Below are 23,417 nucleotides of genomic sequence, written 5' to 3'. Positions count from 1 at the left end.
GCATGGATTTTCGCCTGAAAATTAAAGCCGACCGGCCGCTGCAAAGCCGCACTACTGAGTTGCAGTTAGCACTGGAAAGTGATCGCGGCCGCATTATTCACTCTGCGGCCGTAAGGCGGCTGCAGCAAAAAACCCAGGTGTTTCCGCTGGAGCGCAACGCCGCAGTGCGCAGCCGCTTAACCCATTCGCTGGAAGTACAGCAAAGCGGCCGCTTTATCGTACAAAGCCTGTTTCGGCTGTTATCGACCGCTGAACAAGCCCACTATGGGCTAAGCGGATTAGAGCGGCCGATAGAATCCTTAGTGGAAATGGCCTGCCTGCTGCACGACATTGGTAACCCGCCCTTTGGCCACAGTGGTGAAACTGCTATTAATCAGTGGTTTGCTGCCACCTTGCCGGCACTGAGTAAGCAACATGGCCTGACAGATGACCGCCGTTGGCAACAACTCAGCGCAGAGCTGGCACAGTTTGAAGGTAATGCCCAGGCGATCCGGCTGGTGCACAGCCTGCAGCGGATGAACCTGACTTACTCACAGCTGGCCTGCATTTTAAAATACACCCGCCAGGCTGGCGACGCTAAACCAGCGCCAGATCAGCCACTTAGCTACCTGCAGAAAAAGCCCGGCTATTATTTTGCCGAGCAGGCGATGGTGCAGCAGCTGTGGCAGCAGCTAAATACCGCACCCGGCTGTCGCCACCCGCTAACTTACATTATGGAAGCGGCCGATGATATTTCGTATTGTCTGGCCGATATTGAAGATGCAGTAGAAAAAGGCCTGCTCAGCCTTGAACAGTTAGCGACAGAGCTGAATACCGCCTTTGCCGGGCTAGAGCCGCACGGCCGGCTGATTGCCACCCACAGCGGCGGCAGTGAGAGTTTCGCGGCGCTGCTGCACAGTGCGATGCAAAGCGCCACTGAGGAGCCGATCAATAAAACGTCGGCGTTTTTTATCAGCCTGCGCGTAAAGCTTATTCACCCGCTGGTGCGTCATGCGGCAGAGCAATTTGTCGCGAATATCGAGCCGGTCTATCACGGCACGTTAAACCGGGCCCTGCTGGAAGATGGCAGCCAGTACCATGCCATTACCAGCAGCTTTAAACAGGTGGCGCGCCAGTTTGTCTTTAACCAGAGCGAGGTTGAAACGCTGGAACTGCAGGGCTTTCGCATTATCAGTGGCCTGCTCGATAGCTATTTGCCGTTACTGCAGTTATCGCGCGCCGACTTTACTGCTGTGCTGAGCAACAACGGCTATCAGCTTGCCGTGGCGCAGCGCCTGGCGCACCGGTTACCGAAAAAACACCTGGCGGCCTATCAGCTGGCGGTCGAACCATTACCGCAACAGGATACCGCTTTGGAGCTGTATTACCGCTGCCGTCTGCTACAGGATTTTATCAGCGGCATGACCGATCACTTTGCCTTTGACGAATACCAAACTCTGGTAAGCTGCCGCTAGCTGGCTGGCAAAAGCCGGCAACTGCAACTAAGGTTATCGTCAGTTTTCACCAACAAGGACGAGACACGATGCGACTTCTGCTACTTAGCGTCAGCCTGCTGGTAAGCCAGGGGCTTAATGCCAACCCAAAACTGGATATGACGCCCGGCAAATGGCAACACAGCTTTACCCTGCAAAGCGCCGATGGCGAAATAGAGCGCGCCATGGCGCAGATGCAACAGCAACTGGCAGCGATGCCCGCCCAGCAACGGCAAATGATGGAAGCGATGATGAAAAGCCAGGGCATGCAGTTGGATTTAAGCGGCGGCAGCATTGAAGTTTGCTTAACCGCCGACGATATTGCCAAAGGCCAGTTGCCACAACAAGACGGCTGCCAGCAGCAACTAACCGAACACAACGGCAGTTACAAGGTCAGCTTTCAGTGCAGCGGCAACCCGCCCAGCCAGGGAGAAGGTGAGTTTCGCCTGCTAAGCCCTAAAGCCTATGAAGGCACCATGCGGGTGCACACTCAGGTAAAAGGCCAGCCACAACAGCTGACCATGCAGCAACAGGGCAAATGGCTGGGCAATTGTGGTTAGCCGATTGCTAACCACAGGAGCACAACCAGCCCGGGCGAACAGCGTTAGTCAAGCTGTAACTGACTGAATAGCCAATCCAACGCCTGCTTAATTTGCAATGGTTGCTCAAGCGGCACCAGATGGTCGCTGTTGGTCAGCGCTATATACTGGCCGTTAGATACTGAAGCCTGCTCGGCGCTCCAGGCACTGCCTTCCTGCTGCCATTGCTCTAATGCTGCCAGTAGCTCTGCATCATCGTCCACCTGCGCAATTTGCTGCTGCTCAAAGTCACTATCGATCACGCTTACCGGTATTGAGGTAATCATCGGCAGTGTGGCGTAACTGTCTAAATCAGCACTGTAAGCGGCAATTTCTCTGGCTCTGGCTTGTTGTTGTGGGATCAGTAAACGCAATTGCATAATTTGCTCAAAATAGCTCCAATCTATCGCTATGTCGTTGCTACTGACCAACTGCTGTACTTCCTGATATTCCAGTGTCAGTTTATCCCGCGTTCTTTGTGTCCAGTTGCCAGCAGCCAGATGCGGCAGTAAAGCGTCTAGATTGACTTTGTACCAATCAGCCGGATAGCCCTGATACAAACTTACAGAATGTGGCAGTGGGATATCCGGATCGATATACAACATGGCGTTAATATCAAACTGTTGCTGGTGTAGCTGATAAAACCAGCGTGCACTGATACTGGCACTGGCAAACGCCACCACGGTAATGTGTGTTTCTTCCAGTTGCTGCAGTACCAGTGCCAGATCATCGGCAAAACGGCGGTAAGATAACTCATCGCTGCTACTACTGTAGGCATTACCCAGCCGGTCTATGCTATAAACCCGATACTGCTCAGACAGCAATGGCTGCAGTGCAGCAAACCAGGCGCTGTCACTATGATAGTTGTAATTGGGGCCAGCCAATAACACCACAGCTGGGCCCGGGTTGTTCTGTCCCATTGCTCTGACATGAAACTGGCCTTGCTCTGTATTGATTAGGCGCGAATGCTCGGGCAATTCTGGCTGCTCAGCGCTGGCAAAGAAGCGCAGAATTTCTTTACTGGTGTCGAAATCAGTGTACTTCCAGTTGTGGCCGCCGTTTTTCATACTGTACAGTTGAAATTTTTGCCGGCCATTATGGTAACTACGCAGGCTGACATTACTGCTCAGGCTTTTATCTAACGCATAGGGTAGCCCGTCATTCTTACCGGCCAGCAGGGCGATGGTATCCGGCGAACCAATCAAGCCAAAGTTGCTGTGTACCAGCCCCTGATATGGCAATGCCGTATCAGCCGTGCCGTGCACCATCATCACCGAGACCGGCTGCTGGGGTGCACAGCTTTCAGCCAGTTGCACCGACATAGGCGCAGCCACCACGGCAACAGCTTTAAAACTGGCGCTGAGGTTGCAAGCCAGATTCTGTACAAAAAGTCCACCTTGTGAGTAACCCGCAGCATAAACCTCACCTTCGGTTACCTGATGCCGTGCTTTGACATCATTGATAACCTGTAAGGTGAAACCCAGGTCATCAGCGCCCAGACGATGTGCTACGTTGCAGTCACAGCCCTCATTCCACTCGATTTGTTCTGACTTAGGGTAGGCAACAATATAGTCCGCACTGAGGTTTTCAAACTGGCTGATACTTCGCATGAACTCGCTCGAGCCGCCTGAAGGGTGAAAAGCTAAAAGCAGTTTATAGCTGTTACCCGGCTGATACTGCTGTGGCAACGCTAATAAGTAGCTGCGGCCGTTAAGCTCAATTTTCGTTGCCGTGGAGTTAGATAATGTATCCGCATTATCCTCTGATGATTGGCAGGCTGTCAGCGTCATTAGGGATATGACGAGTAAAGCATTGATGTAGCGTTTCATATTAATTTCCTGTTAACCTGTAACAGCGCTAGCATAAGCACTATGCCGCCATCTGCCGTGATGTAAAGTGTGATGATATTGTGATGAAAAGCTTACCGACACCGTTATGACAATTGAGCAACCCCAGAATGATTGCTGGCAAATTGGGCCTGTACACTATGATGCTAAGGAACGTCGGCTGGGTATGGGCTCGCAGCAATTGTATCTTGAGCCTCGCCAGCACCAACTTTTGTTATGCCTGTTGCAGTTACCGGGGCAAGTTGTCAGTCGTGAACAATTGATCAGCCAGGCATGGCAAGGTCGTATCGTCAGTGACAGTGCAATAAACCGCGCGGTATCAGTACTACGTAAAGCGTTTAATGCTGTGCATCCAGAGCAGGATTACATAGAAACAGTACCCAAATTGGGTTATCGCTTGCAACCACCACTCTCGGATGCTGCCATGGTGCACGTGCCGCGGCCGAAGGGCTGGCGCAGCTTTTGTTACCATCGGCCTGTGCTGGTCTGGCTAACTACTCTGCTTGTTATTATTCTGGCAGTTTGGTTTTTCAACACACAGCCAGTGAGCCTTCACCTCTCTAAGCCCATACCGCACACCAGTTTCAATGGTGTTGAAAGACAGCTTAGCCTTAATCTAGCCGGCGACCGTTTATTATATCAGCGGCAGTCAGACCAAGGTGTAACGCAGATTTGGCTGAATACCCTGACAGATATGCAGCACAAGGCAGTTACAGAATCGCACTTGGAAAGCAGTAATGCGGCTATTAGCCCGGATGGTAGCCAATTTGCTTTTGTCCGACAGGACAGCCACCGTTGTCAGGTGTTGCTACAGCCACTGGATTTGAATGACAACGGAACCACCACATCCAGCGTATTACACACTTGTCCGGTCGATAATGTACCGCTGCTTAGTTGGCAACCAGATGGTAAGGTACTTTACTTTCGCCAACGCGCAGACAAAACCCAGCCATACCAGATTTATCAGCTAACGCTGGCCAGTGGCGCGGTACACCAGTTAACGCTGTTGCATACTGACTATAACGGCTCGGGTGATATTGCGCTGGCAGCCTCAGCATCGCAATTGGCAGTACTGCGTTATTTGTCACCCGCCAGCACAGCATTGTTGTTGCTGGCACCCGACAGCGGACGTATTAGCAGCTACCACGAGTTACCTGAGCGGTTTACCAGTTTAATCTGGTATGACGATAACACCCTGCTATTAGTCGCCGGGCAGCAGCTGTACCGATATCAGCTGGACAGCCGCAAATTGAACATGGTGTATCATAACGCTACACCATTGAATACGCTGGTATCACACGGCACGCAACTTTATTTCAGTAGCACAGAGCTCAATAGTGATATTTGGCAACAAAGCAAGGGCCAGACAACACTGCGGGTAGATAGCTCCCGGCACGATACCATGCCACGCCTATCACATCAGGCGACGCAGCTTGCCTTTCTAAGTAACCGACAGGGACATTACCAGCTGTGGTTGCAGGATGAAACCGGCACCGAGCGCCTGTTGACCGAGCTACCCGGTAAGCCCGGCTTTGTAAGACTGGAATGGTCGGCCGATGATACACAACTGCTATTTAGCAAAGACGATGCCGCTTACCTGGTGGATGTAGCAACGGGCACATTGAGTACAGCACTGCCTGCTGAGCAACAGGTCGGTGTGATTAACTTTGGCGCAACGCCGCAACAGCTGCTGTTTAGCAGCCGCCGTAGTGGTGACTGGCAACTGTGGTTATATGACCGCCAGACTCAGGTATTCCAGCAACTAACCGAGCAGGGTGGTTACAGTGGCCGCATTTGGCAAAATGCACTGTATTTTAGTAAGTTCCATCAGGATGGTTTGTGGCGCAAAGCTCTGACCGGAAATGAGGAGCAGTTGCTGCTGGCACAGTTTGACAAAATTAACTGGTTAAACTGGCAGATAGAACAAGGTAACTTGTATTACTATCAGCCAGACCAGGGTATTTATCAGTTAGATCTGGCTGGTTTAAATACTACACTTTGGTTTGCCGAGCCGTCGCATTTTGTCCGGCACTTCAATGTTCGTGACGGAATCACCGTTTATGCCCGCCATAGCGGTTTACAGGGTGATATCTACCGGCTGCAGTTGCAACCACAATAGGCCTACCCTTGGGTAGCCGCACCGCGCCAGAGCGCTGTGAGCGCCTGCGTTAACTCGGTGACAAAATCACGCTGCAACTGGCTTAGCCCGGCCTGTTGCACCACTGCCAACACCGATGCAGGCATGTGCGTGCTTTGGTACAAGCCCAGCGTTAAGGCATAGCTGTGCAGTAACAGTTGGCTGGCACTGGCCGGCGTCAGCTCGGTAAAACGTGCAGCCAGCTGGGTGCCTAAGCCATCCAGCGCTTGCGCCAGCTGCTGCTTAAATGCCAGTAACTGCGGCTGTGGCAGGTTTTGCTCCAACACAGCATTAAGTAGCGCCAGCAGTGGCAGTAAGCTGTCCGATTGTTGCAGCAGCTGCAGATACTGTTTGGCAAAAGGCCCGGCTGCGGCGCTCAGTGGCGTTGGCAGTTTGGCAATCACGCTTTTTAGCTGGCGAAACAAAGCGGTAAAGTCTTCGCTTAACAGCGCTAGGAAGATTTGCTCTTTGCTTTGAAAGTAGCGGTACACCGTGCCTTTGGCTAAACCAGTGTCAAAAGCAATATCAGCCACCGCCGGCAATTGTTGCTGCTGTAAAAACAGCGCTCTGGCTGAGCGCAGAAAATCGGCGCGGCGCTGCGCTTTGGCCTCTGGGCTAATGGCATTTTGTTTCATGCTTACCCTTTTAGCTTAATCAGCCAGTCGGTCATTTTCTCCGCCAGCTTGCCATAGGGCGGCAACAGCATACTGACACTGTTGTAAGCGCCCTGCTTAAACACCGGCCGCAGTTTACTGAAGGTTAAAAAGCCTTCATAGCCGTGATAATGCCCCATACCGCTGTCGCCGATACCGCCAAAGGGCAAGTCATGCTGCCCCACATGCAAGATAGCATGGTTAAGGGTAACGCCACCGGACATCACTTCGGCTAAATAGCGCTGTTGCAGGGCTTTATCGTGGGTAAAGGGGTAAAACGCCAGCGGCCTGGGTTTGCTGTTTATGTAAGCGATCACTTCGCTGGCATCGTTATAGGTTTTCACCGGCAACAGTGGGCCGAAAATCTCCCGCTGCATTACCTGCATCTCATCGGTGACATTAAACAGCAGGGTAAGCGGAAATTTGCGTAAGCCCGGCACAGCCGTTTGGCCGGGCATCAGGTTTACTGCCGTGGCACCTTTACTCATTGCATCATCCAGCATCGTCTGCAAACGCTGATAAGCGCGCTCGTCGATAATGGCGGTGTAATCGTTACTGTTTATATCAGGGTAACGCTGTGCTATCAGGTTAAGCGCCAGCCCGGTAAAAGCTGGCTCGCTGCCGGCTGGCAGAAACAGATAATCGACATTGGTGCAAATTTGGCCGGCGTTAAAGGCTTTGGCCCAGAGAATGCGATCAGCCGCTTTATCCAGCGCAAAGTCTGGCGCCACCACCGCCGGGGATTTACCGCCCAGCTCCAGTGTGACCGGGGTGAGGTTTTTGGCTGCATTGGCCATTACCGCGCGACCGGTTTGCGCCGAGCCGGTAAAAAATAAATGATCAAACGGCTGGGCCGAAAACGCCGGACCGCAGCCATTATCGTCAGCGAAAAATTGCAGTTTATCGGCGGCAAAATAGTTAGGCGTCAGTTCAATCAGCAGCCTGGCTAACTGCGCTGAGTTTTCGGACATTTTCACCATCGCCCGGTTGCCGGCAGCAAAAATGGCCACCAGCGGCGCCAGTGCCAGCATAATCGGGAAGTTCCACGGCACGATAACGCCCACCACGCCCAGCGGCTGTGGCATCACAGTGCAGCTGGAGGTAGGAAACAGCAGCCGGTCGATATGGCGCTGTTGCGGCTTTAACCATTTTTTCAGCTGCTTTTTCGTGCGGCTGATATCCTCCAGCACCATTAAAATTTCTGCAAAACGCGTTTCAAAGCGGCAACGGCTGCCGTAATCAGCATTTACCGCCTCAACCAGCGCCGCTTCGTTATCACGGACTAGCGCTTTAAGCGCATCTAAATCGGCCAACCTTTGTGCCAGCGTTGGCACCGGGTTGGCATGATACGCCGCGCGCTGCTGCGCCAGACAAGCGGCAAAGCGGGCAAAAGCCGGATGGTTATTACTATCGGTAACAGGCTGGCTCATACACCCCTCAAAACTGACTGTTGGTCATTTATATTTTGCAGGTTAGTGACCGCCGGTCACTTTGTCAATTAGCCCAGAGCTTACGACGATTAGCCAATAACATTGTTGGCGCGAAACTGCTAAGCTGGCGACCTGTTAGCGCAACAAGCGTTTATTTTCGCGGAGCCTGGCCATGTCAGCAAAAGCGCAATCGGCGTTTTACATTATGTTAGGTGGCTCTGTGGTGCTGACCATAGCGCTGGGCATCCGTCATGGCTTTGGCCTGTTTTTAACGCCGATGAGTGATGAATTTGGCTGGGGCCGCGAAACCTTTGCCCTGGCCATAGCACTGCAAAACCTGATTTGGGGCCTGACCCAGCCATTAACCGGTGCTTTGGCCGACCGTATCGGCGCAAAAAAAGTGGTACTGGCTGGCGGTTTATTTTATGCCGTGGGGCTGGCCACCATGGCGCTGGCCAGCAGCGGCGTCACACTGGCACTTAGCGCCGGTGTATTAATTGGCCTGGCGCTGTCGGGTACCTCTTTTACCATTATTCTTGGCGCCATCGGCCGGGCAGTGCCGGCGGAAAAACGCAGTATGGCGATGGGCATTGCCAGCGCAGCCGGCTCCTTTGGCCAGTTTATTATGCTGCCGGCCAGTTTGCTGCTGATCACCCAACTGGGCTGGGCCGCCGCCTTAACTGCACTGGCGCTGCTGGCGCTATTAATAGCGCCGCTGGCTTTTATGCTGCGCACACCGGTTAGCGAGGTACCGAGCGGGCCACAGCAAAGTATCGAGCAGGCGCTGCGCCAGGCGGCGGCGCATAAAGGCTTTTGGCTGCTGTCGCTGGGCTTTTTTGTCTGTGGTTTTCAGGTAGTGTTTATCGGTATTCATTTACCATCTTACTTACTGGACCACCAGCTGGCCCCTGCCGTGGGCACCACAGTGCTGGCGCTGATTGGCCTGTTTAATATCTTTGGTACCTATAGCGCCGGCTGGCTGGGTGGACGCTGGTCTAAGCCGCTACTGTTAAGTGCATTGTATGGCTTGCGTGCCGTGGTCATTGTTGCCTTTTTACTGGCACCGTTAACCAACTGGAGCGCCTACCTGTTTGGCATGGCGATGGGGTTGCTGTGGTTATCGACGGTGCCGCTGACCAACGGCACTGTCGCCAGTATTTTTGGTGTGCGCTATTTGTCGATGCTGGGCGGTATCGTGTTTTTGTTTCATCAGCTGGGCGCCTTTCTCGGTGGCTGGTTTGGCGGCTATATTTATGACCGGACCGGCAACTATGATCTGGTGTGGTATATCGCTATCGCACTAAGTGTGATGGCGGCAGTACTGAATTTACCGGTAAAAGAGCACGCCGCTACAACCAAACTGGTAAACGCATGAAAAAGCACTGGTTAAAAGCCCTGTGGTTGTTACTGGCTCTGCTGCTGGCTGCCGCCTGGTGGGGCTGGCAAGCCGGCGGTATACAGCTGCTGCAGCCGGGTATGGCCTGGTGTTAAAATTTAGACATTGAGTGCACAAGCCGACTCGCGGCACACCAGCACTGGCTCAAACAGATGCTTAAGCGCCAGCGCCTGGTGCTGATAAATATGCTTTAGCACCCAACGCGCTGCCATGCGGCCCATTTCGCCGATCGGGTAATCGATGGTGGTCAGTTTAGGGTGGATATAGCGGGCTAAAATCAGGTTATCAAACCCCACTATCGAGAGTTGCTCCGGCACTTGCAAGCCATGTTCACGCGCCACTTCTATCGCACCGGCGGCCATTTCATCGTTCGCGCACACTAAGGCGGTAAATGGCAGCTTTTTTGCCAGCAATTGCTGCATACAGGCACTGCCGCTGCTGTCCTGAAAATCGCCCTCGGCAAACAGCGCCGGATTAAATGTTACCCCGTATTCCGCCATAGCCCTTAAATGGCCGGCATAGCGATCTTTAGCATCGCTTTTCCACATTGGGCCAGCAATATACGCCAGTTGCCGGTGGCCTTGTTGCAACAGTTGTTTGGTGGCCAGATAACCACCTAATTCATTGTTCAGACAAATACAGTTGTCAGCCAGTTGCGGGATATAACGGTTAATCAGCACGATAGGAATATTACCCGCCGCCAGCTTGATCAAATAGTCATCTGACACCGCTTCAACGTGCAGAATGAGCGCATCACAGCTGCGGCTGATCAGAAACTCGATACCGTCTATTTCACTGGCTTCCTCACTGTGGCCGGCAGCAATAATAACGTGCTTGCCGGCAGCACGGCACTCGTTTTCAATGCCGGCCAGCATATCGCCATAAAAGGGGCCATGTAATTCAGATACCAGTATACCCACGCTGTTAGAGCGGTTAGACGCCAGCGACTGGGCAATAGAGTTGGGCCGGTAACCCAGCTGCGCCATCGCTGCTAACACCTTGCTGCGGGTTTTTTCGCTGACCCGTGCATTGTTGTTCATTACCCGCGATACGGTGGCCAGCGACACACCCGCTAATTCTGATACCTGATAAATGGTTGCCATGCTCTGCCTGCAGCCGTTGGTTTAGGCTGGTACTTTAGCATGCGCCGGCGCGCTCTGCCCAGACTGCAGCTGCTGATGAATAGCCTGTACCCGCGCCACCGTTAAGCGGTAGCGGCTCATCACCAGCGCCACCACCACGGAGCCCAGCGCCGGAAACAGCGTAAAGCTAAGCAGTATGCCCTGCGCAGCGGCCGGCGTTTGCACGCTGTCGGCCTGATAACCATAAAACGCCAACAGCCAACCGGCCAAAGCCCCGCCCAGTGCCAGCCCCAGTTTGATAAAAAACACAATTGACGAATACACCAGACCGGTAATTCTGATGCCGGTTTTATAATGGCCATAGTCAACGGTATCGGCCATTTTCGCCCACAGCAGGGGTGTGGCCATTTGCAGGAAAAAACACCAGCCGACATAGAGCGTAATGGCTAACCACAGTTGCTGTGGCGAGATGAAAAAACTGCCGATACAAATAGCCGCCGAGATCAGTTGCAGGCCAATATAAGCTTTTACTTTATCGACATAACGGCTAAGCCACTGCGCTACCGCACAGCCGGCAATATTACCCAGCATACCCAGCGTCATAAAGGTGGTGATTAAATCGTCCCGCAGCAGGTAGTACTTCACATAGTAAATCGCCAGGGTGTTTTTCAGCACCATACCGGTGAGCAGGAAAAATGCCGCCACACACAAAATACGCCACTGATCATTTTGCCACAGCGAGGCAAAGCTACCGCGCAGTGTTAACTGTTGATTGGCCGGCGGCTTAACCCGCTCTTTGGTGCCGGCAAAGCAGAGCAAAAACAGCAGCAGCCCAAGCACGCTCATGGCCGCAATGGTCAGCTGATAGCCTTTGGCGTTATCGCCATTACCGAAAAAATTTACCAGCGGCAGGGTACAGGCGGTGACCAGCAGGCCACCGAGCATGCCAAACACAAAGCGGTACGACTGCACGGATACGCGCTCATTTGGCTCGGCCGTTAGCACGCCACCCAGTGCCGAATAAGGAATATTAATGGCGGTATAGGCCAGCATTAACAGGGTGTAGGTAGCAAAGGCATAGATCACCTTGCCGTTGGCAGATAAGTCGGGCGTGGTAAAGGCCAGTACACTGCACAGCGCAAAGGGCAGCGCCAGCCAGAGTAAATAGGGCCGGTATTTACCATGCCGGCTGGTGGTTTTATCGGCCAGCGCGCCCATCAGCGGATCTGTTACGGCATCGATAATCCGCACCAGCAGAAACATAGTGCCGACCACAGCCGGTGAAATACCAAAAATATCGGTGTAAAAGAAGGTTAAAAACAACATTACCGTCTGAAACACGATATTGCTGGCGGTATCGCCCAGGCCATAGGCCACTTTTTCGCGTTTGGTCAGCATCAGCTCCGCCTGTTATTTTTTGCGGCCGGCGAACAGGTCGCGCAGCGCCATGGCACTGTGTTTTAGCGTACGCTGTTGGCTTTGATAGTCAACATAGACAATACCAAAGCGTTTGGCGTAGCCCTCGGCCCATTCAAAGTTATCCATCAGGCTCCAGGCAAAATAGCCGTCGATCCGCATGCCAGCGTTAATCGCATCTTCAGTGGCCTGCAAATGCTGCTGAAAGTACGCCACGCGGTCATCATCGGCCACCTGGCCGTCGTGCAGGCTATCCGCCATCGCCGCGCCATTTTCGGTAATGTATACCGGCGGCAGTGGGTAACGCTGGTGCATCGCCAACAGAATTTCGGTTAAGCCCTGCGGGTAAATTTCCCAGCCCATTTCGGTCAGTGGCGGCGTAGTTGGCGGTACATCACTAAACCAGCCTTTGCTGTTAGCGCGGTACACAGTGCGGGTGTAGTAATTAATACCGAGAAAATCCAGCGGCTGGGCAATAATGGCCATATCGCCGTCTTGTATCACCGGCTTATCCCCAGGCGCCAGCTCGTCCAGCAGCGGCGGGTAACCGCCCTCTAATAACGGCTGAATATACCAGTGGTTGTGGTACTGATCGGCCATCTTCGCAGCACGGCGATCGGCTGCGCTGTCTGTCGCCGGGTGGCAGGGGCTAAAGTTCAGCACTATGCCATTCACCGCATGCGGCGCGTACTGCTGCAACACCTGCATGGCCAGGCCATGTGCCAGTAACAAATGATGCGCTACCTGCCGGCCTTGCTGGCGGTTTTGCACACCCGGCGCGTGAATGCCGGCCTCGTAACTTAAATAGGCGCTGCAAAACGGCTCATTTAACGTCGCGTAAGAGTACACCCTGTCGCCAAACGCCTGCGCCACCACCTTGGCGTAATCGGCAAACTTATAGGCGGTGTCACGGTTTAACCAGCCACCGTTATCCTGCAGGTACTGCGGTAAATCCCAGTGGTACAGCGTAACAAAGGCTTTGATATTACGTGCTTTTAACGCATCCAACAGCTGCAGGTAAAAATTCAGCCCCTCGGTATTGATGCTGCCATCGCGGCGGATAATACGGCCCCAGGACAGAGACAGGCGATAGGCGTCTACCCCCAGCGCGGCAATCAGCTCGACATCGTCGCGCCAGCGGTTAACATGGTCGCAGGCCACCAGACCATCAGAGCCATCTTTAATCCGGCCTGGGGTGGCACAAAAGGTATCCCAGATACAGGGCTCACGGCGTTCGGCCGCCCCTTCAATCTGAAAGGCTGCAGTGGCCACACCAAACACAAAGTTGGGTTGTAGCAGAGGTGAGTTAGCATTTAAGGTTATGTTCATCTGTTTTGCTAGGTTCCATCTGGGCTGCGGTGCCAGGCACAGACAATAAAAATATTGCCAACAGCGTGATATATGCTATAAATGAAAGCGCTTACATTATACTAGACGGCAGTTTTTACGCCGTCAATTAAAAACACACATCGCCGGGGGGCAGGATGGCAGCATCACCAATAACCAATGACGCCGTAACAGCGTCAACAGGCCAGAGCAATTACCGCTTTGCGCTTACTTCACTTACCTCATTGTTTTTTATCTGGGGCTTTATCACCTGTTTAAACGACATCCTGGTGCCCTATTTAAAAGGCTTGTTTGACCTCAGTTACACCCAGGCGCTGCTGATTCAGTTTTGCTTTTTCAGCGCCTATTTTGTCGTGTCGGTACCGGCCGGCATCTTAGTCAGCCGTATTGGTTATCAGTCGGGCATTGTCACCGGCCTGCTGATCGCCGGTGCCGGCTGTTTGCTGTTTTACCCGGCGGCCGCTGCGCATTATTACCCGCTGTTTTTACTGGCGCTGTTTGTGCTGGCCAGCGGCATTACCATTTTGCAGGTAGCCGCTAACCCTTATGTCAGCGTGCTGGGCAAACCCGAAACCGCCTCCAGCCGGCTTACCATGACACAGGCCTTTAACTCGCTGGGTACTACGGTGGCGCCGTTTTTTGGGGCCTGGTTAATTTTTGGCGGTATGGATGCACCCAAGCCGGGTGAAGTCACCGAATCAACAGTGCAGCTGCCGTATTTAATTCTGGCAGCGGCGCTGATTGTGATGGCGCTGGTGTTTGCCTTTTTACGCCTGCCGAAACTGGGTAAGAAAGACGCGGGTGTGAATATTAGCGGCGCTGCCTGGCAATACCGCCATCTGGTGCTGGGTGCGCTGGGCATTTTTGTCTATGTTGGCGCCGAAGTGGGCATTGGCAGCTTTTTAGTCAGCTTTATTACCCAGCCGGATATTGGCGCCTTAGAGGCCAAAACCGCCTCACATTACATCGCCTGGTACTTTGGTGGCGCCATGTTAGGCCGCTTTATCGGCGCTGTGGTGATGCAATATCTGGCTCCGGGCAAGGTGCTGGCGTTTAACGCTCTGTGCGCGGTGTTATTGCTGGCAGTGACTATCACCACCGGAGGCAAACTGGCGATGTTTGCCGTGCTGTTAGTGGGCCTGTGTAACTCTATTATGTTTCCGACCATTTTCAGCCTGGCGATTGCCGGCTTAAAACAGCACACCAGCCAGGGCTCGGGCATTTTATGTCTGGCGATAGTTGGTGGCGCTGTGCTGCCACTGGCGCAGGCCGCACTGGCAGACAGTTTTAGCGTGCAACTGGCCTTTATTATTCCACTGCTGTGTTATGTCTATATTGCCTGGTACGGCGCTGTGGGCAGCAAACCCAAAATCCCTGCCTGAAGGAGAGGAGAATGACCACTCAGTTTAAACCCGCCTTACTCGCCCTTAGCTGTGCCTTAGCCCTGGCTGCCTGCAGCCAGCCGCAAGCACCTGATAGCACGGCAGGCAGCGACACTAAACGTGCCGACAAGATGTGGCCCAGGCTCTCCTTACCGGTGGCACAGGACGCGGCGATGGAGCAGCGTATCAGTGAGATGCTGGCCAGCATGACACTGGCGCAAAAAGTGGCGCAGATGATCCAGCCGGAAATCCGCGATATTAGCGTTGAAGATATGCGTAAATACGGTTTTGGCTCCTTTTTAAACGGCGGCGGCGCCTTCCCGAACGATAACAAACACGCCACGCCGGCCGACTGGATAGCGCTGGCCGAAGCCATGTACCAGGCGTCTGTTGACGACAGCCTGGACGGCAGCACTATTCCGACTATGTGGGGTACCGATGCGGTACATGGCCACAATAATGTGATTGGCGCCACCTTGTTCCCGCACAATATCGGCCTGGGTGCAGCCAATAACCCGGAGTTAATTGAACAAATTGCCCGCGTTACCGCGCGCGAAGTGATGGTGACCGGCATTGACTGGGTGTTCGCCCCTACCGTTGCCGTGGTGCGCGATGACCGCTGGGGCCGCACTTACGAGGGTTATTCAGAAGATCCGGCCATAGTACACGACTACGCTGCCGCTATCGTAACCGGTTTACAGGGCGCGGCTGACGCTGATTTTTTAGGCAGCGAACGGGTGATCAGTACAGTAAAACACTTTGTCGGCGATGGTGGCACCGTTGGCGGTGACGATCAGGGCGATAATATCGCCAGCGAAGCAGACTTATTCCGCATTCATGCCCAGGGCTATGTCGGCGGCCTGCAGGCGGGTGCGCAAACGGTAATGGCATCGTTTAACAGCTGGCATGGCAGCAAAATTCATGGTGACAACTACCTGCTAACCGAGGTGCTAAAAGATCGCATGGGCTTTGACGGCTTTGTGGTGGGCGACTGGAACGGCCATGGCCAGATCCCGGGCTGTACTAATGACAACTGCGCCCAGGCGGCTTTGGCCGGGCTGGATGTGTATATGGTGCCAACGCCGGCCTGGAAGCCGCTGTATTACAACTTAATTCAGCAAGTGGAGAGCGGTATCATTCCGCTAAGCCGCATCGACGATGCGGTGCGGCGTATTTTACGCGTTAAACTGCGTGCGGGTTTATTTGATAAACCCAGCCCGGCGCTGCGGCCACTGTCGGGTAAAACGGAGCTGATTGGCTCGGCGGAGCACCGCGCGGTGGCGCGCCAGGCCGTGCAGCAGTCACTGGTACTGCTGAAAAACAACGACAATTTGCTGCCACTTAACCCAACCCAGCGCATTCTGGTCACCGGTGAGGGTGCCGATAATATCGGTATGCAATCGGGCGGCTGGACCATTAGCTGGCAGGGCACCGGCAACAGTAACAGTGACTTCCCCGGTGGCAGCTCAATCTATGATGGCATTAAACAGGCGGTTGACGCTGCCGGCGGCAAGGTAGAACTTAGCCGCGATGGCCGCTACCAGCAAAAACCTGACGTGGCGGTGGTGGTATTTGGCGAGCAGCCTTACGCCGAAGGTAACGGTGATTTAGACAACCTCGAGTACCAGCGCGGTAACAAAGCCGATTTAGCCCTGCTGCGTAAACTTAAAGCCGATGGCATTAGAGTGGTGTCACTGTTTATCAGCGGCCGGCCGCTGTGGGTAAACCCGGAGCTGAATGCGTCAGATGCCTTTGTCGCGGTGTGGCTGCCAGGCAGTGAAGGTGTCGGCGTGGCCGATGTGGTGATGGCCAAAGCCGATGGCAGTGTGAATATGGATTTTCACGGTAAGTTATCTTTCAGCTGGCCCGCCACACCACAGCAGCATGCGAATGTCGGTGATGCGGAGTATCAGCCATTGCTGCCCTATGGCTTTGGCCTGCGCTATGGCAAACCTGGCAGCTTAAGCAACAGCCTGAACGAGCAGGTAGCAGCCGATAACAGCCTGGACGATTTAGTGCTGTTTGAGCGGGCGGTAAAACCGCCGTATCAGCTGGTGTTACACAGTAATGATGACAGTAAAACCATGGACAGCAGTGTGGCGCAGTTGGCTAATATCGCCGTGCGCACCTTTGATAACAAGGTGCAGGAAGATGCCCGCCGCTTAAGCTTTAGCGGTGCGGCTAAAGTGAGCTTAACCAGCGCCTTTCCGGCCGATTTGCGCGCTTATCAGGAAAGCGGCAGCGCTTTGGTGATAGAACTGCAGCATACCGGCACGGTGCCAGAGCAAGTACTGCTGGGGATGGACTGCGCGCAAAGCTGCAATAGCAGCATTAATATTGCGCCGCAGCTCAAAGCGCTGGCCGCTAACAGCTGGCATAGCCTGAGCGTCGATTTAGCCTGCTTTGCCAAACAGGGCGCCGACTTTAGCCAAATTTTCACCCCGCTGTCGCTGCAAGCCAGTGGCACGGCAGAGTTAAGCTTCACCGATATCCGCTTGCAGCCCGGCAAAGCCGCCAGCGCCGATCTGCGCTGCGCTGCCGACTAACAACCCCAGCAATTTCTCTCGTGTGTGTTCTGCCGGCGAAAGCCGGCAGTTTTTTATCTGCAGAAAATAAAACACTAACCAATCAGCTGATATCTTCCGACAGCGCTTTGCCAACATGTTGAGCCCGAAGAATACGGACGATTAACACATTATCTCCCTCTTGCCGGTAATAAATTGTGTTAACCCCGTACACGCAGCGACGATACCCTACTCTGATGCTATCAACAGCAGGATATGACAAAGGCGCTGCGGCAATATGTTCAAAGCGCTCTTGCATACCGGTGATATAGGCATCGGCCTGTTTAAACCCAAAGCTTTGTACCCCATATATATAGATATCGAATAAGTCTTGATCTGCGCGCCGGCTAAGCTGGTATCGTGCCATCGCGTTTCAACCTGGCTCTTGCTGCTTGTAAAATGTCTTCAACCGAGCGCGTGCTGACACCGCTTTGCTCTCCTTCAACCAAGGCAGCGCGGATTACCTCAAGTTCTGCATTACGGGCCTGATCGCGACGAATTAAATCGCGGAAATACTCACTGTCGTTGGTAAAGTCTCCCGTGGCAATGCGCGTTTTAACCCATTCACCTTGCTGCTCAGTTAAGGTAATCGTTTTTCTGACTACAGTCATAAACCAGCCCTCATCAATAATCACACTATTGGTGCAGTATAGCGTATCAGATGCTACGCGGTTGTCGCCACCTAATTATCCGCACCTTTTTAGCCATAAAAAAAGCCTCACTGCTAAAAGTGAGGCTTTGATGCCTGCCTTACCAGCCTGGAGAATCAGGCTAGGTTGGGATTAATTGCCCAGGGTGTATCTGACACCTATGGCATACCTTGGGCCGTATTGCGCAGCGCTTAGGAACTGCCGTTCGAACCGGCCAAAGCTGCGCTCGGTTTCGTTGGTCAGGTTAATGCCTTCGAAAAATACCGTCAGGTTGTCGTTTACCGCGTAGTTAACGCTTAAATCCCACTGTAAGTATTCTTCAACATAGTTAGGCGGCGCGTCGGTGGTGTCTGGCTGGCCCTGGCCGGCCAGATACTCGTCACGCCAGGCGGCGGTTAACTTGACTGACCAGCCGTGTTTTTCATAAAACACCTGCCAGTTGGCCGAGTTACTTAAGCCCGGCAGAATCGCCTGTGCCGCCAGCACGACGTTATCGTACTCCACATCACCATCCACCAGGGTGGCGTTGATGCCGGTACCGAAACCGCTGTCACCAAACACATGCTGTACCGCAAACTCCAGGCCGTTCACTTTCCGGGCGCCGACGTTTTCAGGCGAGTTAATGGTCCACTGAATCAAGGGGTCGGTATTAGGGTCTGGCAACACCCGGTTGTTTTCACCTATACCCACGCCATTGGCAACGATTTCATTGTAAATAGCGCCGTCGGTAGCCTGCTCGCCACGTGCCTCGATGGCCGCAACCGCCGCATTCCAGCGCTGGCCCAGATACACGTCATGCAAGCCCTCGAAGGTGGTAGTAACTTGTGAGTTATCAATCCAATCGTCAACGTCTTTCCAGAACAACCCTATGGCGGCGTAGCTCGCTTCGCCATAGTAATATTCCAGTGACAGATCCAGGTTGGTTGACTCAAATGGCTTCAGATTAGGGTTGCCACGGCTACCACTTCGGGCGCCAATCTTAGGTGAAGGCGTCAGACTGAGATTGCCCAGCATTTGCCCCAAGCCGGGCCGGGTGATGGTTTTGCCGGCCGAGAAGCGCCCCACCCAGTCATCGGTGATATCGACTTTCACGTCAAACATCGGCAGCAACAAGTCATAGTTACCGGTGAACTCAACCTCTACCAGTTCGCCACCGCTGGCAAACTGTGTCAGCCACTCTGAACCACCGGCCCAATACACATATTCTGGCACGCGGCTTTTCGCCGGGCTGACAATGTCGGTTTCTTCATAGCGCAAACCAAGGTTCACATCGACATAGTAGCCCTTAACTTCAAATTCCCACTCGGTTGACAGATACAAGCTAACGGTTTCTTCCTCGATGCGATTCACCGGGAACATATCTGGCCCGAAAGTGCCTATCTCGTAGGCATCAGCGCCCAGCACATCCTCTGTCAGGGCTGCCAGTTGCCGGGTAATGGCTTCATCGATATTAAAGGTATAGGCATAACCAGGCGATACGCCGCCGGCGCCAAAGGAGAACTCATCCAAAAAGTCACTCAGGTCAACCCGGGTAAACATACTATCCGGGAAAATTTCTGCAAAGGTGCCGTTGTTAAAGCCCGGCGCGTTGGCGTTATTAGAGCCACCAGAGCCGCTCAGCGATTGCTTGGTGTACGCCGCACCGAAGGACACAGCTGCCAGGCCATAACCCAGTTCAGGCAGCCACTCGCCGCCAAACTGAACTTGATCAACTTCTGATTCACCCGGCGTACGGGTGAAGATGCTGAAGTTTGAGCCTATTTCATTCGGGCTAAGTTCATTGCTGCCGTTTAGCCAGCGGATGTTGTAGCCGGGAATATCACCGTCGCGGAAAAAATATTCCTTGGATGACAAAGCAGCCGAGCCCAGAATAACCCGCGCCTGTGCTCCTATGCCCTTATCCTTGCCATTGTCTGTGGTGGTTTTAGACGTATGTGCATCAAAGTTAAAGCTTAATGTATCAGAAAACGCCCAGGCCAGATTAAAGCCGGTAGCTTTGGAGTCGACTTCGGCAGTTTCCCTAAAGCCGGTAAAAGAGCCGTCATCCCCGGATGAGTTGTAATAAATGGCCGTGCCATTTTCATCTAACTCATAGGCATTGGCGTTGCCGCCGAAAGAACCGTTCCACACCCCCCAGGACAGCGAGTTATTACCGGTCACTGCATTGGAAATAGTGTGATCCAGCGTCAAGATCACATTATCGGTAGCGGCAAACTGAAAGGTTACCTGGCCATTGGTGCGCTCGCGCTGAATATCCTCACGGGCGAAACTGATTTCCTGCGGAAAAAATGCCGCCGTAACAGGCTGTAAATCGCCGTTTTCGTCGGGTCTCCAAAAGCGGGGAATAACGTCGCCGTTGGCATCTACCGGCCGGCCATCAACAATATCTGCCGCATCCACCGACAAAGACGGGTTTAACTGCCAAGAGCGGACATTCGCCGACTGGCGCTGGAAATCCCGGCGGTGGAAGGAGAAGTTAGCACTAACGCCAAAACGGTCATCCATAAAGGTATTGCTGTAAATACCGGCTAACTCAGGTGTCACATCATCACCGGCTTTATTCGAGCTGTCATGCAGCCCTTTTGCCATTATCGAGTAGCGCTCGCCGGGGTTTTGCAAGGGTTTGGCGGTAACAATATTCACCGTTGCACCCAGGCCGCCTGTCGGTACATCGGCGCGGGCGGTTTTGTAGATCTCTAATGCACTGACGCCCTCGGAAGATAAGTTTTCAAAGTTAAACGAGCGGGAAAAACCCGTACCGGCCATCTGACGGCCATTGAGTGTCACCAGGTTAAATTCAGGACCAAAGCCCCGCACGGTAATCTGGCTGCCTTCACCGTTGGCCCGGCTTACCGACACGCCGGTAATACGCTGCAACGATTCGGCCAGGTTGGTGTCGGGGAATTTACCCATTTCTTCCGCTGAAATGGCATCCATCACGCCCGAGCCATCGCGCTTCATGTCCATTGAGCGCGCCAGCGAGCCGCGAATACCCTTTACCTGTATAATTTCGACATTAACGTCTTTGGCTTCGTTGTCATTTTCCGTTTGCTGCGCCTGCACAGGCAACAGCAAGCCGGCACCTAACACCACAGACACGGCAAGCGCGACGCGATTTTTAGTAAATAAAGTTGATTTACGCATTTTTATTATCTCACCGTGCTGAATTAGTTATTAGAAATTTCAACGTTATCAATCTGATACACCGCACCCTGGCCGGTACCCCAGGTCGGGAACACCATCAGCACGTTGATATCGCTGATATCCAAACCAGCATCAAATAAACTCTGTAAGCTAAACGTATAGGTAGCCCACTCGCCGGTTACCGGCGCCTGGCCGCCATTACCATTGGCTAGCGGAAGCTCGACGGCAGTGGCCGCACCAGAAGACTCAATTTTAAATAGCCAGGTTGAGTCGGGATTAGTCGGCGCCTCTACCACGCGCATGTCAAAACTGACACTGCCATTGGCCAGTATGGCTGAGGCATCGTGCGACACGTTGGTGTTAGCCAGGAAACCCAGCACGGTTTCTGGCGCCCCCAGAATTTCGAACTGGGCTACCGCACCGTAGGGCTCGTCGGTAAACACGCGCTGTGGCGTAGAGCCCGCGCAGCAATCCCACAAAGTCCAGTTGGCCGCCACGTTATGACGGAACAGGGTAATTTCACTATCAACGGCATTAGGGTCAAAGATGCGTACGTTATCCAGACGGAATACCGCGCCTTCGCCGGTGTCCCAGGCGGGGAACACCATTAACACGTCAATGGCGCTGATATCTAAGCCGGCATCAAACAGGCTTTGCAGGCTAAAAGTGTAAGTGGCCCATTCACCGGTGACCGGCTCCACACCACCACTACCGTTACTTAACGGTATTTCTACTGCTGACACAGTTTCCCCGGTGGTCGCTTCAATTTTAAACATCCAGGTCGAATCCGGGTTAGTCGGCGCATTCACTACCTTCATTTCAAACTGCACCAGGCCGTTCGCCAGTATGGCTGAGGCATCGAAAGGCTCGCCAGCACCGATATTTTCACGGCTGTTAAAACCCACGACTGTTGGCTCGGCGCCAATACTGAACTCGGCCACTAAACCATGGGCATCATCATCAAACTGCTCGGTAGGCGCATTGTTGCCACAGCAGTTCCACATTGCCCAGGCGGCATTTTCACCGTCGGTAAAAATATCTACCGCAATATTCTCTACTGGCTGAGCAATAGTTAAATTGGCAATGCGATACACAGCGCCTTCACCTTGCCCCCAAGACGGAAACACCATCACCACATCAATACCGGATAAATCCAAACCGGCATCTTGCAGCATTTGTAACGGAAAAGTGTAACGTTGCCACTGTCCAGTTACCGGTGCTACACCTTCATTGCTGGTGCTAAGCGCTACTTCGGCAAAGCCGGTGTTGCTATTGTTATTGCTTTCTACTTTAAGTAACCATACCGCATCCGGGCTAGGCGGCGCTGACACCACCTGCATATCAAAACTAAGGCTGCCACGCTCTAATAATGGTGATGCATCAAACGGGCTGGCCTGGCCATTTTCATCGGTAATAAATTCGGTACGGCTGATAAAACCGTTTACCGTAGGCTGGGCGCCGACGACAAACTCATACACGCTGCCAAACTCGGCATCGTCCACTAAAGCAGGGGTTGAACCACCACAGCAATCCCAGGCGGGCCAGTTCGGGTTAGGTGTGCCGCTGAAAATGGTCAGGTTTTGTGGAATGCCACTTGGCGGTGGCGGCGGGTTTGGCGCCTTACCTTCTACTAACGTCTCGGCGTCATCGTAACCTGCGCGTATGGTTTCACAGCCTTTGCCGCTGTCTAAATCCTGGCCACACTGGTACACACGGACATAATCAATTTCATAAGTTTGGCCATTGGCAAAGGCTTCAGCATCAATACCCAGGTTATTCACATTCTCTGGCCAGTTACCGCCGACAGCCAGGTTTAACAACAGGTGAAAGCGCTGATCAAAAGGCGCCGCATTCCACTGCGTCTCGAGCTCGCCGGTAGCAATATTAAAGTACTCGGCAAACCAGCCACGATGGCTTAAAGACACTGGTACACCGTCTGCATTACGCCGTAGCTGAGAGGCGCGCTGGGTTTGATACAGATAACCGTCAACATACCAGCGAATTTCGCCTTCCTGCCACTCTATGGCGTAGGTATGAAAATCGTCGGCCGGGTTAATGTCATCCGGCAGCAAATAGGCTTTACCAGAGCTTTCATTGTTAGGCCAGTCGCGGCCATAGTGCAGGGTACCGTGCACATTGGCTTCGGCCACGCCTTCGGCATTCACCGTTTTCAGGTTTACCGCTTCAACAATGTCGATTTCGCCGGATTTTGGCCAGCCACCATAGACTTCATCGGTTGGCAGCATCCAAAATGCTGGCCAGGAGCCCTGCCCAGATGGCAGCTTGGCGCGCATTTCAAAACGGCCGTATTTAAAGTCC

16 protein-coding genes are annotated in these 23,417 nt (G+C 53.4%); 6 read left to right on the top strand and 10 right to left on the bottom strand.

Translation table 11 applies throughout. The annotated features are described in order from the left end of the window. Positions 1-2: 2 nt before the first annotated feature. Positions 3-1,454, top strand: coding sequence for a dGTPase (gene dgt, locus RNAN_RS12960; protein WP_008222478.1), 1,452 nt, complete (start codon positions 3-5; stop codon positions 1,452-1,454). 68 nt (positions 1,455-1,522) lie between these two features. Continuing rightward, entirely contained in the window at positions 1,523-2,032 is a 510-nt protein-coding gene (locus RNAN_RS12955; RefSeq protein ID WP_008222475.1) for a DUF3617 domain-containing protein, read from the top strand. A gap of 44 nt (positions 2,033-2,076) precedes the next feature. On the opposite strand, the gene RNAN_RS12950 is transcribed toward RNAN_RS12955, so the two are convergent. Next, the gene (locus tag RNAN_RS12950; RefSeq protein WP_008222474.1) at positions 2,077-3,879 is read right to left on the bottom strand and encodes an alpha/beta hydrolase; all 1,803 of its coding nucleotides are present in this window, start codon (positions 3,877-3,879) and stop codon (positions 2,077-2,079) included. Between the two features lie 106 nt (positions 3,880-3,985). Here RNAN_RS12950 and RNAN_RS12945 point away from each other — a divergent pair, with 106 nt between their 5' ends. Further along, on the top strand, positions 3,986-6,016 hold the full coding sequence (locus RNAN_RS12945; RefSeq protein WP_081502300.1) for a winged helix-turn-helix domain-containing protein: 2,031 nt from the start codon (positions 3,986-3,988) through the stop codon (positions 6,014-6,016). Positions 6,017-6,018: 2 nt separating this feature from the next. Here RNAN_RS12945 and RNAN_RS12940 read toward each other — a convergent pair whose 3' ends face one another. Beyond that, complete coding sequence (locus tag RNAN_RS12940) at positions 6,019-6,669, bottom strand: TetR/AcrR family transcriptional regulator (RefSeq protein WP_008222470.1); 651 nt, start codon at positions 6,667-6,669, stop codon at positions 6,019-6,021. Between the two features lie 2 nt (positions 6,670-6,671). Continuing rightward, positions 6,672-8,117, bottom strand: a complete 1,446-nt coding sequence (locus RNAN_RS12935) for a coniferyl aldehyde dehydrogenase (RefSeq protein ID WP_008222467.1) — start codon at positions 8,115-8,117, stop codon at positions 6,672-6,674. Between the two features lie 172 nt (positions 8,118-8,289). On the opposite strand from RNAN_RS12935, the gene RNAN_RS12930 reads away from it, so the two are divergent. Then, positions 8,290-9,492 (top strand): MFS transporter, encoded by a 1,203-nt coding sequence (locus RNAN_RS12930; protein WP_008222465.1) that lies wholly within the window; start codon positions 8,290-8,292, stop codon positions 9,490-9,492. A gap of 119 nt (positions 9,493-9,611) precedes the next feature. Here the strand turns inward: RNAN_RS12930 and RNAN_RS12925 are convergent, their stop codons facing one another. From RNAN_RS12925 to RNAN_RS12915, 3 genes are read right to left on the bottom strand one after another with little or no spacing between them, the layout of a single operon-like run. Continuing rightward, positions 9,612-10,616 carry a LacI family DNA-binding transcriptional regulator gene (locus tag RNAN_RS12925; RefSeq protein WP_008222461.1) on the bottom strand — a complete coding sequence of 335 codons (1,005 nt, stop codon included), beginning with the start codon at positions 10,614-10,616 and terminating at the stop codon, positions 9,612-9,614. 21 nt (positions 10,617-10,637) lie between these two features. Beyond that, positions 10,638-11,993, bottom strand: a complete 1,356-nt coding sequence (locus RNAN_RS12920; protein WP_008222459.1) for a glycoside-pentoside-hexuronide (GPH):cation symporter — start codon at positions 11,991-11,993, stop codon at positions 10,638-10,640. 12 nt (positions 11,994-12,005) lie between these two features. After that, on the bottom strand, positions 12,006-13,340 hold the full coding sequence (locus RNAN_RS12915; RefSeq protein WP_008222456.1) for a GH1 family beta-glucosidase: 1,335 nt from the start codon (positions 13,338-13,340) through the stop codon (positions 12,006-12,008). A gap of 155 nt (positions 13,341-13,495) precedes the next feature. Between RNAN_RS12915 and RNAN_RS12910 the strand changes: the two genes are divergently transcribed. Both RNAN_RS12910 and RNAN_RS12905 read left to right on the top strand, forming a co-directional pair. Next, positions 13,496-14,740: a sugar MFS transporter gene (locus RNAN_RS12910; protein WP_008222455.1), complete on the top strand. Its 1,245-nt coding sequence runs from the start codon at positions 13,496-13,498 to the stop codon at positions 14,738-14,740. A gap of 11 nt (positions 14,741-14,751) precedes the next feature. Continuing rightward, complete coding sequence (locus RNAN_RS12905; RefSeq protein WP_008222453.1) at positions 14,752-17,286, top strand: glycoside hydrolase family 3 N-terminal domain-containing protein; 2,535 nt, start codon at positions 14,752-14,754, stop codon at positions 17,284-17,286. Positions 17,287-17,368: 82 nt separating this feature from the next. Here RNAN_RS12905 and RNAN_RS12900 read toward each other — a convergent pair whose 3' ends face one another. The 4 genes from RNAN_RS12900 to RNAN_RS12885 all read right to left on the bottom strand — a co-directional run. Next, on the bottom strand, positions 17,369-17,671 hold the full coding sequence (locus tag RNAN_RS12900; RefSeq protein ID WP_008222451.1) for a type II toxin-antitoxin system RelE/ParE family toxin: 303 nt from the start codon (positions 17,669-17,671) through the stop codon (positions 17,369-17,371). Continuing rightward, positions 17,652-17,915: a type II toxin-antitoxin system ParD family antitoxin gene (locus RNAN_RS12895; RefSeq protein ID WP_040552163.1), complete on the bottom strand. Its 264-nt coding sequence runs from the start codon at positions 17,913-17,915 to the stop codon at positions 17,652-17,654. Before RNAN_RS12895 ends, RNAN_RS12900 begins: the two co-directional genes overlap by 20 nt. Before the next feature lie 171 nt (positions 17,916-18,086). Then, positions 18,087-21,098, bottom strand: coding sequence for a TonB-dependent receptor (locus RNAN_RS12890; protein ID WP_008222447.1), 3,012 nt, complete (start codon positions 21,096-21,098; stop codon positions 18,087-18,089). A gap of 23 nt (positions 21,099-21,121) precedes the next feature. After that, the coding region (locus RNAN_RS12885) for a glycoside hydrolase family 16 protein (protein ID WP_040552153.1) at positions 21,122-23,417 on the bottom strand (2,296 nt) is incomplete at its 5' end.

Origin of the sequence: Rheinheimera nanhaiensis E407-8 (genome assembly GCF_000296695.1) — a bacterium.
GTDB classification, from domain to species: Bacteria; Pseudomonadota; Gammaproteobacteria; order Enterobacterales; family Alteromonadaceae; genus Alishewanella; species Alishewanella nanhaiensis.
The sequence above is the reverse complement of the archived record's forward strand: the minus strand, read 5'-3'. Positions and strand labels throughout refer to the sequence as shown.

Bases quoted from the DNA above. Each gene is read 5' to 3' on its own strand.
- dgt (WP_008222478.1), top strand. From the start codon at position 3: ATGGATTTTCGCCTGAAAATTAAAGCCGACCGGCCGCTGCAAAGCCGC.
- RNAN_RS12955 (WP_008222475.1), top strand. From the start codon at position 1,523: ATGCGACTTCTGCTACTTAGCGTCAGCCTGCTGGTAAGCCAGGGGCTT.
- RNAN_RS12950 (WP_008222474.1), bottom strand. From the start codon at position 3,879: ATGAAACGCTACATCAATGCTTTACTCGTCATATCCCTAATGACGCTG.
- RNAN_RS12945 (WP_081502300.1), top strand. From the start codon at position 3,986: ATGACAATTGAGCAACCCCAGAATGATTGCTGGCAAATTGGGCCTGTA.
- RNAN_RS12940 (WP_008222470.1), bottom strand. From the start codon at position 6,669: ATGAAACAAAATGCCATTAGCCCAGAGGCCAAAGCGCAGCGCCGCGCC.
- RNAN_RS12935 (WP_008222467.1), bottom strand. From the start codon at position 8,117: ATGAGCCAGCCTGTTACCGATAGTAATAACCATCCGGCTTTTGCCCGC.
- RNAN_RS12930 (WP_008222465.1), top strand. From the start codon at position 8,290: ATGTCAGCAAAAGCGCAATCGGCGTTTTACATTATGTTAGGTGGCTCT.
- RNAN_RS12925 (WP_008222461.1), bottom strand. From the start codon at position 10,616: ATGGCAACCATTTATCAGGTATCAGAATTAGCGGGTGTGTCGCTGGCC.
- RNAN_RS12920 (WP_008222459.1), bottom strand. From the start codon at position 11,993: ATGCTGACCAAACGCGAAAAAGTGGCCTATGGCCTGGGCGATACCGCC.
- RNAN_RS12915 (WP_008222456.1), bottom strand. From the start codon at position 13,340: ATGAACATAACCTTAAATGCTAACTCACCTCTGCTACAACCCAACTTT.
- RNAN_RS12910 (WP_008222455.1), top strand. From the start codon at position 13,496: ATGGCAGCATCACCAATAACCAATGACGCCGTAACAGCGTCAACAGGC.
- RNAN_RS12905 (WP_008222453.1), top strand. From the start codon at position 14,752: ATGACCACTCAGTTTAAACCCGCCTTACTCGCCCTTAGCTGTGCCTTA.
- RNAN_RS12900 (WP_008222451.1), bottom strand. From the start codon at position 17,671: ATGGCACGATACCAGCTTAGCCGGCGCGCAGATCAAGACTTATTCGAT.
- RNAN_RS12895 (WP_040552163.1), bottom strand. From the start codon at position 17,915: ATGACTGTAGTCAGAAAAACGATTACCTTAACTGAGCAGCAAGGTGAA.
- RNAN_RS12890 (WP_008222447.1), bottom strand. From the start codon at position 21,098: ATGCGTAAATCAACTTTATTTACTAAAAATCGCGTCGCGCTTGCCGTG.